14 protein-coding genes and 1 pseudogene are annotated in these 13,653 nt (G+C 68.1%); 5 read left to right on the forward strand and 10 right to left on the reverse strand.

The window, feature by feature from the left end:
* A partial coding sequence (locus N415_RS20960; protein ID WP_152531505.1) for a PPE domain-containing protein occupies window positions 1-207 on the reverse strand: 207 nt, incomplete at its 3' end.
* Between the two features lie 369 nt (window positions 208-576).
* The gene (locus N415_RS20965) at window positions 577-1,974 is read right to left on the reverse strand and encodes a glycine--tRNA ligase (RefSeq protein ID WP_161630334.1); all 1,398 of its coding nucleotides are present in this window, start codon (window positions 1,972-1,974) and stop codon (window positions 577-579) included.
* A 274-nt stretch (window positions 1,975-2,248) separates the two neighbouring features.
* Here N415_RS20965 and N415_RS20970 point away from each other — a divergent pair, with 274 nt between their 5' ends.
* From N415_RS20970 to N415_RS20980, 3 genes are all read left to right on the forward strand, one after another.
* Window positions 2,249-2,602, forward strand: coding sequence for a metalloregulator ArsR/SmtB family transcription factor (locus N415_RS20970; protein ID WP_081665393.1), 354 nt, complete (start codon window positions 2,249-2,251; stop codon window positions 2,600-2,602).
* Window positions 2,603-2,648: 46 nt separating this feature from the next.
* Window positions 2,649-3,041, forward strand: coding sequence for a Fur family transcriptional regulator (locus N415_RS20975; RefSeq protein WP_068186347.1), 393 nt, complete (start codon window positions 2,649-2,651; stop codon window positions 3,039-3,041).
* Window positions 3,042-3,187: 146 nt separating this feature from the next.
* Complete coding sequence (locus N415_RS20980) at window positions 3,188-4,186, forward strand: alpha/beta hydrolase (protein ID WP_068186349.1); 999 nt, start codon at window positions 3,188-3,190, stop codon at window positions 4,184-4,186.
* Here N415_RS20980 and N415_RS20985 read toward each other — a convergent pair.
* From N415_RS20985 to recO, 3 genes are read right to left on the reverse strand one after another with little or no spacing between them, the layout of a single operon-like run.
* Window positions 4,183-4,611, reverse strand: coding sequence for a hypothetical protein (locus tag N415_RS20985; RefSeq protein WP_068186352.1), 429 nt, complete (start codon window positions 4,609-4,611; stop codon window positions 4,183-4,185). The two genes, N415_RS20980 and N415_RS20985, sit on opposite strands and share 4 nt — an antisense overlap.
* Window positions 4,611-5,495, reverse strand: coding sequence for a decaprenyl diphosphate synthase (locus N415_RS20990; RefSeq protein WP_068186353.1), 885 nt, complete (start codon window positions 5,493-5,495; stop codon window positions 4,611-4,613). The genes N415_RS20985 and N415_RS20990 overlap by 1 nt, the downstream gene beginning before the upstream one ends.
* Entirely contained in the window at window positions 5,488-6,285 is a 798-nt protein-coding gene (gene recO / locus N415_RS20995; protein ID WP_068110213.1) for a DNA repair protein RecO, read from the reverse strand. The genes N415_RS20990 and recO overlap by 8 nt, the downstream gene beginning before the upstream one ends.
* A gap of 61 nt (window positions 6,286-6,346) precedes the next feature.
* On the opposite strand from recO, the gene N415_RS21000 reads away from it, so the two are divergent.
* Both N415_RS21000 and N415_RS21005 read left to right on the forward strand, forming a co-directional pair.
* Window positions 6,347-7,852 carry an amidase gene (locus N415_RS21000; RefSeq protein WP_068186354.1) on the forward strand — a complete coding sequence of 502 codons (1,506 nt, stop codon included), beginning with the start codon at window positions 6,347-6,349 and terminating at the stop codon, window positions 7,850-7,852.
* Window positions 7,853-7,913: 61 nt separating this feature from the next.
* Complete coding sequence (locus tag N415_RS21005) at window positions 7,914-9,371, forward strand: ornithine decarboxylase (protein WP_068186355.1); 1,458 nt, start codon at window positions 7,914-7,916, stop codon at window positions 9,369-9,371.
* Window position 9,372: 1 nt separating this feature from the next.
* On the opposite strand, the gene N415_RS21010 is transcribed toward N415_RS21005, so the two are convergent.
* The 5 genes and pseudogenes from N415_RS21010 to N415_RS31985 form a co-directional block, all read right to left on the reverse strand.
* Window positions 9,373-10,164 carry an SDR family NAD(P)-dependent oxidoreductase gene (locus N415_RS21010; RefSeq protein WP_068186356.1) on the reverse strand — a complete coding sequence of 264 codons (792 nt, stop codon included), beginning with the start codon at window positions 10,162-10,164 and terminating at the stop codon, window positions 9,373-9,375.
* A 41-nt stretch (window positions 10,165-10,205) separates the two neighbouring features.
* Window positions 10,206-11,117, reverse strand: a complete 912-nt coding sequence (gene era / locus N415_RS21015; RefSeq protein WP_068186359.1) for a GTPase Era — start codon at window positions 11,115-11,117, stop codon at window positions 10,206-10,208.
* Window positions 11,114-11,377: a cytidine deaminase gene (locus tag N415_RS21020; protein WP_068186364.1), complete on the reverse strand. Its 264-nt coding sequence runs from the start codon at window positions 11,375-11,377 to the stop codon at window positions 11,114-11,116. The genes era and N415_RS21020 overlap by 4 nt, the downstream gene beginning before the upstream one ends.
* A 53-nt stretch (window positions 11,378-11,430) precedes the next feature.
* The gene (locus N415_RS21025) at window positions 11,431-12,738 is read right to left on the reverse strand and encodes a hemolysin family protein (protein WP_068186362.1); all 1,308 of its coding nucleotides are present in this window, start codon (window positions 12,736-12,738) and stop codon (window positions 11,431-11,433) included.
* A 101-nt stretch (window positions 12,739-12,839) separates the two neighbouring features.
* A pseudogene (locus tag N415_RS31985) lies at window positions 12,840-13,653 on the reverse strand (PE family protein); the annotation flags it as partial.

The raw sequence follows: 13,653 nt of genomic DNA on the forward strand, positions 1-13,653 counted from the left end.
CGCCGCCATCGCGGCCGACGACGGACCCGTCCACGGCCCGCCGGTCAATCCAGTGACCACCGTGTTGAACGACGACGCGGCTCCCGACAGGTCCGACGCCAGCGCGTCCCAGGCCGATGCCGCCGAGAACAACGGCCCCGAACCCGCCCCCTTGGATATCCGCGCCGAATTGATCTCGGGCGGCAGCCAGGAAAAGTCGAGGACCATCACGACCCCCCAACATCCGGCCGCGGCAAGCGCCTCGGCGCTGCGCGGAAATCAACACAGCCCACTGCCGGATCGTAAGACAAAAATCGCCGAACTACAGCATCTTTTTTCCAAACTTGAATCGATCGAAAAGATAAACTTGACCCAGTCAACTACACAAACTTGATCTGATCCGAAAACGGGGCGTCAACTGCCGCTTAGCAGCGCCGATCGGCCCGCTCGTGCTCGGCTGGCCGGACGCCGCGCGCAAATTGCAGTTACTAATTACCGAACCGACGGAATAGAATCTGATTCGATTTATCCGTCAATAGCCGCGACAAATTGCGACCAGGCTGAACCCGTTATTTGATGCCCGAGGCGCAAGCCGGGCTAGCAGCCCTTGAGGCGCGCGGCCAGGTAGTCGGCGACGGCGCCAATGGCCACCCGGTCCTGGGTCATCTTGTCGCGCTCACGCACGGTGACGGCGTCGTCGGAGAGCGAGTCGAAATCCACCGTCACGCAGAAGGGCGTACCGACCTCGTCCTGGCGCCGGTAGCGGCGCCCGATGGCGCCGGCGTCGTCGAACTCGATGTTCCAGTTCTTGCGCAATTCGGCGGCCAGGTCGCGGGCCTTGGGGCTCAGGTCGGCGTGTCGCGACAGCGGGAGCACCGCGGCCTTGATCGGCGCCAGCCGCGGGTCGAGCCGAAGCACCGTGCGTTTGTCCATGCCGCCCTTGGCGTTGGGGGCCTCGTCCTCGGTATAGGAGTCGATCAAGAACGCCATGAACGACCGCGTCAGGCCGGCCGCCGGTTCGATGACGTACGGGGTGTACCGGGTGTCGTTGACCTGGTCGTAGAACGACAGGTCGACGCCGGAATGCTTTGCGTGCGTTGACAAGTCGAAGTCGGTCCGGTTGGCGACGCCTTCCAGCTCGCCCCACGGGTTGCCGACGAAACCGAACTTGTACTCGATGTCGACGGTGCGGTCCGAGTAGTGCGACAACTTCTCCTTCGGGTGCTCGTACAGTCGCAGGTTCTCCGGATCGATGCCCAGGTCGATGTACCACTCGCGCCGCGTGTCGATCCAATACTGGTGCCATTCCTTGGCGGTCGACGGCTCGACGAAGAATTCCATCTCCATCTGTTCGAACTCGCGGGTGCGGAAGATGAAGTTGCCTGGCGTGATCTCGTTGCGGAAGCTCTTGCCGATCTGCCCGATGCCGAACGGCGGCTTGCGGCGGGCCGTCGTCACCACGTTGGCGAAGTTGACGAAGATGCCCTGCGCGGTTTCGGGCCGCAGATAGTGCAGCCCCTCCTCGGTTTCGATGGGCCCGAGATAGGTCTTGAGCATCATGTTGAACTCGCGCGGCTCGGTCCATTGGCCCTTGGTGCCGCAATCGGGGCAGACGATCTCGGTCATCGCCACCGACTCGGGGTCGTCGATCCCCTTCTTCGCCGCGTATGCCTCCTGCAGGTGGTCCTGACGGTGCCGGTGGTGGCAGTTCATGCACTCCACCAGCGGGTCATGGAAAACCTCGACGTGGCCGGAGGCCACCCAGACCTGGCGCGGAAGGATGATCGACGAATCGATGCCGACCACGTCGTCGCGGCCGGTGACCACCGCGCGCCACCACTGGCGCTTGATGTTCTCCTTGAGCTCCACGCCCAGCGGACCGTAGTCCCACGCCGATTTGGTGCCGCCGTAGATCTCACCCGAGGGAAAGACGAAGCCCCGCCGCTTGGCCAGGTTGACAACTGTGTCGATGACGGACGCCACGGGGCAGTGCACTCCCTCTCGAAGATCCGGGCAAACAGGTGGGCGGCGAAGGCCGCCCGCAAAACATCAGCCATGGTATCGACCACCGCCCCGGTCTTTGACATGCATCATCATGCATGTGACAGTGGAAGGCGGCCGACCATGACTCCGTCGCGCCCCTTCCAAAAGACCCGGCACTTCTCGAGGTGATGACTCTCGGATGACGATGTCCTCCTCTGTGCCCCTTCCTAAGTCCGGCCCGGCGCAGACCGCCGCGGCCGACGACGCACGCCCCGACCTGGGCGGAATGCCTCACCAGCACGGCGGCGCCGCTGCCGAGCACGGGAGATTTCCCGAATATCCCGTGCCGCCGTCGCGCGAGATTCTCGACGCCGCGGGCGAGCTGTTGCGCGCGCTGGCCGCACCCGTGCGGATCGCCATCGTGCTGCAGTTGCGCGAATCGCAGCGCTGCGTGCACGAACTGGTCGACGCCCTCGGCGTGCCACAGCCGCTGGTCAGCCAGCATCTGAAGATCCTCAAGGCGGCCGGCGTGGTCGCCGGGGAGCGATCCGGCCGCGAGGTGCTCTACCGGCTCGCCGACCACCACCTGGCGCACATCGTCGTCGACGCCGTCGCCCACGCGAGTGAGGACACTCCGTGACGCGCCGGCGACGATGCAGAGCGAAACGATGAGGAGGAGCGGCGCTATGGAGGGCACCAGCGTGCGCGCCACCCGCCAGCGCGCGGCGATTTCCACGTTGCTGGAGACGCTCGACGAATTTCGGTCCGCCCAGGAGCTGCACGACGAGCTGCGCCGGCGCGGCGAGAACATCGGTCTGACCACCGTGTATCGCACGCTGCAATCGATGGCCTCGGCCGGATTGGTCGACACGCTGCGCAACGACACCGGCGAGTCGGTCTACCGCAGGTGCTCGGAGCATCATCACCACCATCTGGTGTGCCGCCACTGCGGCGCCACCATCGAGGTGGGCGACCACGAGGTCGAGGAATGGGCGGCGCAGGTGGCCGCCAAGCACGGCTTTTCCGACGTCGGCCACACCATCGAAATCTTCGGAACGTGCTCGGAGTGCGCGTCCTAGGCTGAACCGCCCCGACGCGGACGTCGTGTTGTTTCAAACCGGAAAAAAGTTCTGAAAAAAGCGTCCGATGCGCGACCGTTGCGTGCTCCTACCCATGAGTGGCCCACGGGCCGAGGCAACCAGAACTCAAGGGAAGCGAGAACACGATGCGGAAGCAACCCGCCCCCCACCTGCGGCCGGTACGCGACGTCGAGGGCCCGTCACTGCAGTTTCGCACCATCCACGGCTACCGCCGCGCCTTCCGGATCGCCGGTTCCGGGCCGGCCCTGCTGCTGATCCACGGCGTCGGCGACAAATCCGAGTCCTGGGGGCCGGTGCACGCCAAGCTCGCGCAGCGCTTCACCGTCATCGCGCCGGACCTGCTGGGCCACGGCGAATCAGACAAGCCGCGCGCCGACTACTCGCTGCCGGCCTTCGCCAACGGGATGCGTGACCTGCTCGCCGTGCTGGGCATCGAGCGGGTCACCGTCGTCGGGCATTCGTTCGGCGGCGGCGTGGCGATGCAGTTCGCCTATCAGTACCCGCATCTGATCGAGCGCCTCGTGCTGGTCAGCGCCGGTGGCGTCGAGTCGGACGTCAGCTTCGCGCTGCGGTTGGCCGCGATGCCGTTGGGCAGCGAGGCGTTGGCGATGGTCCGCGTGCCGGGCGCGCTGCCCGCGATGCGGGTCTTTGGCCGCGCCGTTCAGGCCCTGTTCGGTTCCACCAAGTTCGGTCGCGACGCCGTCGACACCGTGCGGCTGCTCGAGGGCTTCAAGGACCCCAGCGCGCTGGCGGCGTTTGCGCGCACCCTGCGGTCGGTGGTGGACGGGCGCGGCCAATACGTAACCATGCTGGATCGCAGCTACTTGGTGCAATCCATTGCGGTGCAAATCATTTGGGGCGAGGACGACGTCGTCATCCCGGTGAGCCACGCCCGGACGGCTCACGCGGCGATCGCCGGGTCGCGCCTGGCGATCTTCGAAAAGTCCGGGCACGTGCCGCATCACGACCACCCGGATCGCTTCGTGGAGGTCGTCGAACGATTCATCGATTCGACCCGGCCCGCCGATCACGACCCGAACCTCATGCATTCCCTGCTGCGCACCGGCGCGCGGGAGGACCTTGCTCCGGCAGCCGTCGCGCCGGCCGAATCCGCCGTGTCCTAGCCCGTCACCGAACGCCGGATATCGGCGCCGGTGTCGAGCACCAGTAGGATCAGCGTGCGCAGGGCGTCGTCGGTGAGCCCGCCGCCGGGAAAGTTGTAGCGCAGCATGACATCTCCGGTTTTGGACGCGCCCTTGCCGGAGTTGCGTTGCACCGCCTTGTCGTTGACCTTCTCGACGAGCGTCACGCTGCCGAAGTTGCTGTCGCGCGCCTGTTTGGCGATCTGGTCGGCAACCTTCTTGGTCAGCGGCAGGTCCCAGGCCAGGATCTGGGTCAGCGAGACCAGGTCCAGGTCCTCGGCGATGTTCACCACCCGCAACGACGCCAGCGTGCCGTTGTGGCGCAACGTGAGTGCGCCGTCGGGTTCCTCGTCGACGGAAAGTACGTCGCGCAGTATCGACGCCAGACGCTCCTGCAGTGACGGCATCAGGCGCTCCCGAATCTTCTATTGCGCTCGGCATATTCCTCGCAGGCGGCCCACAGGTCGCGGCGGTCATAGTCGGGCCACAGTTTGTCCTGAAAGATGTATTCGGCGTACGCCGCCTGCCACAGCATGAAATTGCTGGACCGCTGCTCCCCCGACGTCCGAAGGAAAAGGTCCACGTCGGGGATGTCGGGCCGTTGCAGGTGACGCGAGATCGTCGCCTCGGTGATGCGTTCCGGGTTGAGCCTGCCGGCCTGCGCCAACCGGGCGATATCCTTTGCGGCGTCGGCGATTTCGGCCCGGCCGCCGTAGTTCACGCAGTAATTCACCGTGATGACGTCGTTGCCGACCGTCATCGCCTCGGCGACCGCCAGTTCATTGATGACGCTGCGCCACAGGCGGGGCCGTGAACCCACCCACCGGATCCGGACCCCGATCGTGTTGAGGTTGACGCGGCGCATCCGCACGACGTCGCGGTTGAACCCCATCAGGAAGCGAACCTCCTCGGGCGAGCGCTTCCAGTTCTCGGTGGAAAAGGCGTACAGGCTGAGCCATTTGATCCCGATTTCGATTGCACCGCATACGATGTCGATCACCACCGCCTCGCCCGCCCGGTGGCCGTCGGTGCGGCTCAGCCCGCGCTGGGTGGCCCAGCGACCGTTGCCGTCCATCACGATCGCGACGTGATTGGGCAGTCGGTCCGCCGGGATTCGCGGCGCGGCCGCCTTCGAAATGTGCTGCGGCGGCCGGCGCGGGCCACCGTCGGCGGACGGCGGCAGCTCCGGGAAGACGACCGGCCAGGTCGACTTGTCGGGAAAGACCGGGTAATCGTCGGGTGCGGGGGGCAGTTGCGGGAAGTCGGTCGACTTCGGCTTGCGCTCAACCACAGGCCATATCCTGCCCGAACAGCGTTGCACGCCGTTCGGCGATTGTGCGGTCGGCCTGATACGTCCGCTCCACCAGCGGCAACGTTTTGAGCTGACGCTCCAGATGCCATTGCAGGTGCGCGGCCACCAATCCGCTGACGTGGCTGCGGTGCGATTGCGGCGACGCCTCGGCGGCCTCCCAATCGCCGTCGTGCAGTGCGGTCATCAGATCCAGCACGCCCGGCGGTGGGGTGGTCGAACCGGCCGGCCGGCAGTGCGGGCAGACGCTGCCCCCGGCGGCGATATGAAACGCCCGGTGGGGGCCGGGCGTGGCGCACCGGGCGCACTCGGTGAGCGCCGGCGCCCATCCGGCGATGCCCATGGCACGCAGCAGGTAGGCGTCCAGCAGCAGGTCGCGGGGCCGGCGGCCGTCGGCGACCGCCCGCAGCGCGCTCACCGTGAGACGGTGCAGGGCCGGGGCCGGGGCCCGCTCCTCGCCGGCGAGCCGCTCGGCGGTTTCCAGCATCGCGCACCCGCAGGTGTATCGGCCGTAGTCGTTGACGATGTCGGTGGCGAACGCATCGATGGCGACGACCTGGGTGACGATGTCCAGGTTGCGCCCGGGGTGCAGTTGCGCGTCGATGTGAGCAAACGGCTCAAGTCGCGCGCCGAATTTGCTGCGGGTGCGGCGAACGCCCTTGGCCACCGCGCGAACCAGCCCGTGATCGCGGGTCAGCAGGGTGACGATCCGGTCGGCCTCGCCGAGCTTGTGCTGGCGCAGCACAACGGCCCGGTCTCGATATAGCCGCATCACAATAGTTTTGCACCCCGCCGCGACAATCCGGGTATCCGCGCCGTTAGTCTCGTACCCCGTGATTGGCGCTTCCGGGTCCGCTTTCGGGGCCCTTTCTGGCCCGGGTTCGGGATCCGGCGGCCAGCGCCTGCCCACGCTGACCGACCTGCTCTACCAGCTGGCCAGCCGGGCGGTGACGTCGACCACGCTGGTGAGCCGCTCATTGCACGCCATCCATGCCAGCCAGCCCACGCTGAACGCCTTCCGGGTGGTGCTGACCGAATCGGCGCTGGCCGACGCGGCCGCGGCCGATCGGCGGCGCGCGGCCGGTGACACCGCCCCCCTGCTGGGCATCCCGATCGCGATCAAAGACGACGTCGACGTCGCGGGCGTGCCGACCGCGTTCGGCACCGAGGGATACGTGGCGCCCGCCACCCAGGACGCCGAGGTGGTGCGCCGCCTGAAAGCCGCCGGCGCAGTGATCGTGGGCAAGACGAACACCTGCGAGCTGGGCCAGTGGCCGTTCACCAGCGGCCCCGGCTTCGGACACACCCGCAACCCCTGGTCACGGCGGCACACGCCGGGCGGATCGTCGGGGGGCAGCGCGGCCGCGGTGGCCGCCGGCCTGGTCACCGCCGCGATCGGCTCCGATGGCGCCGGCAGCGTGCGCATCCCCGCGGCGTGGACGCACCTGGTGGGCATCAAGCCGCAGCGCGGCCGCATCTCCACCTGGCCGCTGCCGGAGGCGTTCAACGGAATCACGGTCAACGGCGTGCTGGCGCGCACCGTGGCCGACGCGGCGTTGGTGCTGGACGCCGCGTCGGGCAACGTCGAGGGCGACCGGCACAAACCGCCCCCGATCACCGCGTCCGACTATGTCGGGAAGGCGCCCGGTCCGCTCAACATCGCGCTGTCAACGCGGTTCCCGTACACCGGTTTCCGGGCCAAGCTGCACCCGGAGATCCTGGCCGCGACCCGGGCCGTCGGCAAGCAACTGCAGCTCCTGGGCCACACCGTCGTACCCGGCAACCCCGACTACGGGCTGCGGTTGTCGTGGAATTTCCTGGCCCGGTCCACCGCCGGGCTGCGGGAGTGGGAGGAGCGACTGGGCGACGGCGTCATCTGGGACCCCCGCACGCTGTCCAACCTGCGGGTCGGACACGTGATGGGCGAGGCGATCCTGCGCAGCGCGCGCCGCCACGAAGCCGCCGACCAGCGCCGGGTCGGCTCGATCTTCGACATCGTCGACGTGGTGCTCGCGCCGACCACCGCCCAGCCGCCGCCGCTGGCGCGCGCCTTCGACCGGTTGGGCGGCTTCGGCACCGACCGCGCCATGATCGCCGCGTGCCCGCTGACGTGGCCGTGGAACCTGCTGGGCTGGCCGTCCATCAACGTGCCGGCCGGGTTCACCTCCGAAGGTTTGCCAATCGGCGTGCAGCTGATGGGCCCGGCAAACAGCGAGGGGATGCTCATCTCGCTGGCCGCCGAGCTGGAGGCCGTCTGCGGCTGGTCGACCAAGCAGCCGACGGTGTGGTGGCACGCCGGCGGCGAGACGCCGCCGGCCGGCTCGCCGCCGCGCAGATAGTGTTGCCGCCCGAACCCGGGGTCGGGCACATAGCCCGCGACAAGCCGGGTATCCCCCTGCAATGGATCAATCCGATGCTCCACTGCTGAACGCGCTGGCCGACTACCGCGACAAGAACCGCTATGGGTTCACGCCACCGGGCCACCGGCAGGGTCGCGGCACCGATGACCGGGTCCTTGCGGTGCTGGGGCGCGAGCCGTTCCTCGACGACGTGCTGGCCAGCGGCGGCCTCGATGACCGCAAGACCAGCAACGAATTCCTGAAGCGCGCGGAGGACCTGATGGCTGACGCCGTCGGAGCCGACGTCGCCTGGTTTTCCACCTGCGGCAGTTCGCTGTCGGTGAAGGCGGCGATGATGGCCGTGGCCGGCGGTGACGGCAGCCTGCTGGTAAGCCGGGACAGCCACAAGTCCATCGTGGCGGGCCTGATTTTCTCGGGCATGCAGCCCCGTTGGATCACCCCTCGCTGGGACGCCGAGCATCACTTCTCGCATCCGCCCTCCCCGCACGAGGTGGAGGAGACGTGGAAGAAGTACCCCGACGCCGCCGGTGCGCTGGTCGTGAGCCCCAGCCCTTACGGGACCTGCGCAGACATCGCCGGAATCGCCGAGGTGTGCCACGCGCGCGGCAAGCCGCTGATCATCGACGAGGCGTGGGGTGCGCATCTGCCATTCCATGAGGACCTGCCCACCTGGGCGATGGACGCCGGTGCGGACGTCTGCGTGGTCAGCGTGCACAAGATGGGGGCGGGCTTCGAGCAGGGCTCGGTGTTTCACCTGCAGGGCGATCTGATCGATCAGAAGCGCCTCTCGGCGTGCGCGGACCTGCTGATGACCACCAGCCCCAACGTGCTGGTGTATTCGGCGATAGACGGTTGGCGGCGGCAGATGGTGGAACAGGGTCACGAATTGCTTCGCGCCGCACTGGATTTGGCACATCAGCTGCGCGATGAAATCGAACGCATTCCCGATGTGGAGGTGCTCGATGACGAGCTGCTCGGGGTGCAGGCATCACACGACCTGGACCGAATGCAGGTGCTAATGGACGTATCGGCCACGGGCACTTCGGGTTACCAGGCCGCCGACTGGCTGCGCGCGCACGCTCACGTCGATATCGGAATGAGCGATCACCGCCGCATCCTGGCGACGCTGTCCTTCGCCGACGACAAGACGACCGCCGACCGTCTCATCCAGGCGCTGACCGAATGGCGCAAGGCGGCCGACGATTTCGAGCCCCCACCGCAAATCGACCTGCCGTCGCCCGACGAGCTGCAATTGGAGAACGTCTGCCTGCCGCGCGACGCGTTCTTCGGGCGCGTCGAGGCCGTGCCAAGCGATCGGGCGGCGGGGCGGATCTCCGCCGAGCAGGTCACGCCGTATCCCCCCGGCATTCCGGCGGTCGTTCCCGGCGAGTGCCTCAATGACGCGGTGCTGGACTACTTGCGCTCCGGTGTGCGCGCCGGGATGAACGTCCCGGACGCGGCCGATCCGTCGATGGAGACCATCCGGGTGCTCGCCTGACTCAGTTGCCGTTGGCGCGAGGCATCGACATGACCCGGTTGCCGATGGCTTTGACGTCGTCGGGCAGCACGCGGTTCGCGGCGCCCATCAACTTCGAAAGGACCGAGCCGGCAACGACTTTCTGATCGCCGCGCATCAGCGCCTCGAATCCCTGACGGGCGACCTGAGCGGGGTCGTCCTTGGGCATCCTGCCCATCAGTGAATCGACCATCTTGGCGCGGGCGAAGAAGTTGGTGTCCGTCGGGCCGGGCATCAGGGCCGTGACAGTGATTGAGGTATCGCGCAATTCGTCACGGAGCGCCTCGGCCAACGACTGGATGAACGACTTCGACGCGTTGTAGACGGGCTGGTAGGAACCGGGCATCTGAGACGCGATGGACGAGGTGAAAAGCACCTTGCCCGCGTCACGGTTCGCCATGTCGCGCAGCACCAGCTTGGCCAGATGCACCGTCGAGCGCACGTTGAGATCGACCATCGCGAGGTCGTCGGCGAGCTCACTCTTGAGGAACATCTCCCCGCGACCGACACCCGCGTTGAGCGCCGCCGCTGCCAGCACGCGGTCGCCTTCGATCGTGCTCTGGTACAGGTGCTCTACCCCGTCCGGACTGCGCAGGTCCACCTGCACCGGCTGTACGGCCGCGCTGTACCGGGACAGCTTTTGGGGTACGTCGTGGATGGCATCGTCCTCGGCCGCCACGACGAGGTCGTAGCCGTGTTCAGCGAACTGCTTGGCCAGTTCGAACCCGATCCCGCTGGACGCGCCGGTTATCAGTGCGAGTTGTGGTTGCGTCATGCTGGGCGGCTACCCGTTACGAGGCAGAAAAAACTTGAGGGCTAAAAACCAAGCCGACCAAGCTGTTTGGGATCGCTCTGCCAGTTCTTGGCCACCTTGACGCGCAGGTCGAGGTAGATCTTGGTGCCCAGCAGCTTCTCGATCTGGGCCCGCGCGGCGGTACCCACTTCCCGCAGCCGCGTGCCGCCCTTGCCGATGACGATGCCCTTCTGGCTGTCCCGCTCGACGTAGAGGATGGCGTGCACGTCGATGAGATCGTCCCGGTCGTCCCGCGGATTGATCTCGTCGATCACCACCGCCAACGAATGGGGTAGCTCGTCGCGCACCCCCTCCAGGGCGGCCTCGCGGATGAGCTCGGCCATCAGGACCTCCTCGGGCTCATCGGTCAGCTCGCCGTCGGGGTAGTACGCGGGGCCGACGGGCAGCGCCGCGGCCAGCACGTCGATCAGCACGTCGACCTGCGCGTCGGTCACCGCCGAGACTGGCACGATTTCGGCTGAGCCGCCGACCAATTCGCTGACGGCGACGAGCTGCGCGGCCACCCGGTCCTTGGGCACCTTGTCGATTTTGGTGACGACCGCGACGAGCGTGGTCCTGGGCGCGACCGCCCGGATCTGTTCGACGATCCAGCGGTCGCCTGGGCCGATGGCCTCGTCGGCCGGGATGCACAGCCCGATCACGTCGACCTCGGCGTAGGTATCGCGGACCAGGTCGTTGAGCCGCTTGCCGAGCAGGGTGCGCGGGCGATGCAGGCCCGGGGTGTCGACCAGGATGATCTGGAAGTTTTCGCGGTGCACGATCCCGCGGATGGTGTGCCGGGTGGTCTGCGGCCGCGTCGACGTGATCGCCACCTTGGCGCCGACGAGTGCGTTGGTCAGCGTCGACTTGCCGGTATTCGGCCGGCCGACCAGACATACGAAACCCGAACGGAATTCGGGCGTCTCGGCGCTCATAGCAGGTTGCCGGCGCGGTCGGTGACGATGATCACGGCCGTCGGCGACAGTTCGCGAACCGCGACGATCCCGGGATCGTCGGCGGATCCGGCCACCAGGACGGCCGCCTCGATGCCGGTCGCCCCGCTGGAGGCGGCGGCGGCGACCGCGGCCTGCAGCCCGGTCAGCTTCAGCGTCGGCAGGTCGACCGGCGCGGCCGAATACGTGCGGCCGTCGGCGTCGCGGACCGCGGCGCCGCTGTCGGCTTCCGCGCGGGCCATCGCGGCGCGCGCCAGCACGACCAGCTTGGCGTCCTCGGCGTCCAGTTCCTCAGTCACTCGGCCTCCCCGTCCGTCGACCCGTCGGCGCCGTCGGGCTCGGCCGGGCTCAGCAGCACGGTGTTGATGCGAACTCGCCCGCGATGGTCCGGGCCGCCCTCGGCGCGCAGCCGCAGGCCGTGCGACACCACCTCGGCCCCCGGCAGCGGCACCCGGCCCAATTCCAGGGCGACCAGGCCGCCCACGGTGTCGACGTCGAGGTCATCGTCGAATTCCACGTCGTAGAGTTCCCCCACGTCTTCGATCGGCAGCCGCGCGGAAACCCGAAAGTGTTTGTCGCCCAGATCTTCTACCGGGGCTGTTTCCGCCTCGTCGTATTCGTCGGCGATCTCTCCGACGATTTCTTCCAGCACGTCCTCGATGCTGACCAGGCCGGCGATCGCGCCGTACTCGTCGACGAGCAGGGCCATGTGGTTGCGGTCGCGCTGCATCTCACGCAGCAGCGTGTCCAGCGGCTTGGAGTCCGGCACGAAGACCGCCGGGCGCATCACCTCCGACACCTTGGTGTCCCGGCCCCCTTCTGGAGACGAGAAGGCCTGCCGGACAAGGTCTTTGAGGTACACCACCCCGACGATGTCGTCGACGTTCTCGCCGATTACCGGGATGCGGGAATGCCCGCTGCGCACGGCGAGGTTCATCGCCTGGCTGGCGAGCTTGTCGCTTTCGATCCAGATCATCTCGGTGCGCGGCACCATCACCTCGCGGGCCGGGGTGTCACCGAGTTCGAAGACCGACTCGATCATCCGGCGTTCGTCGGCGGCGACCACGCCGCGCTGCTGGGCGAGGTCGACGACCTCGCGCAGTTCGATCTCGGAGGCAAACGGGCCGTTGCGCAATCCCCGGCCCGGGGTGAGCGCGTTGCCCAGGACCACCAGCAACCCGCTGAGCGGCATCAGCAACCACGAAATCGCTCGCAGCGGAAGGGCCGTCACCAAGGAAATGGAATACGCGTGCTGGCGGCCCAGGGTGCGGGGCCCGACTCCGATCACGACGAAGCTGGTCACCACCATGATCGCGGCCGCGCCGACCAACCCCCACTTGATGCCCCAGTTGTCGTAAAGGAACACCACCAACAAGACGGTCGCGGTGATCTCGCAGATGATGCGCAGCAGCACCATCAAGTTGATGTACCGGGGCCGCTCGGTCATGACCTTCAGCAGGGACACCGCGCCGGGTCGCTCTTCTCGCACCAATTCCTGGACCCGGGCCATCGACACGGTGCTGACGGCGGCGTCGATCGCCGCGAAAAGCCCGCCCAGAGCGATCAACGCGATCGCACCGAGCAGCTGGGACACCCCGGTCAACTGTCGAAATACCTTGAGATAGTGGCTTGCTCCTTAGTGCGGCAGCGCAAACTGCGCATCGTCAGCCTAGGTGGTCGGCGCTGCCCACGTTAGAAGAACCCCTAGCCGAACAACCCGGTTCCGGCCTTGCCGGCCTTGCCGTCCGTCCCGATGCCGAACCCGGCGATGCCGCCGTCACCGCCGAAGCCGAACAGCGTGTTGCCGCCGTTACCGCCGTTGCCGCCGGTGGCGGTGCCCGCGAAGCCGCCGGCTCCGCCTTCACCGCCGTCGCCGAACAGCACCGCAACGCCGCCGTTACCGCCGTTACCGCCGTTGGTTCCACCACCGCCGCCGACGCCACCGGCGCCACCGGTGCCGTACAGCATGCCGGCGTTGCCGCCGGCCCCGCCGGCACCGCCGAGGACGCCGCTGTCCCCTCCGGCGCCGCCCGCGCCGCCGGCACCGATCAGGAAGCCGTTACCGCCGACTCCGCCGGCCCCGCCGGTCGTGAAGCCAAACCCGCCGCTGCCGCCGGCTCCGCCGGGACTGAACAGCAGCCCGGCGTTGCCGCCGTTACCGCCCGCGCCACCGGTCCCGGCAGCCAGGTCTGTCGCGCCCGCGCCGCCGGCACCACCGGCACCGAACAACAGCCCGGCGTTTCCGCCGTTACCGCCGGCCCCACCGGTGGTCCCGCCTTGCCCGCCGGCGCCGCCGCCCCCGCCGGAACCGAATAGCAGGCCGCCGTGACCTCCCGGCCCGCCGGCGCCGCCGGTGGTGTTGCCTCCCCCACCGACCCCACCAAGCGCGCCGGGGCCGAACAGCAGCGCGGACCCACCGGCCCCGCCGGCCCCGGCGATGGGGGCAGGCCCCCCGCGTCCACCGACGCCGGGGGCACCGAACAGCCCGCCGGTGCCGCCGGCCCCGCCCGTCCCGCCG

It is taken from the genome of Mycobacterium sp. UM_CSW, assembly GCF_000455205.1.
Classification (GTDB): Bacteria; Actinomycetota; Actinomycetes; order Mycobacteriales; family Mycobacteriaceae; genus Mycobacterium.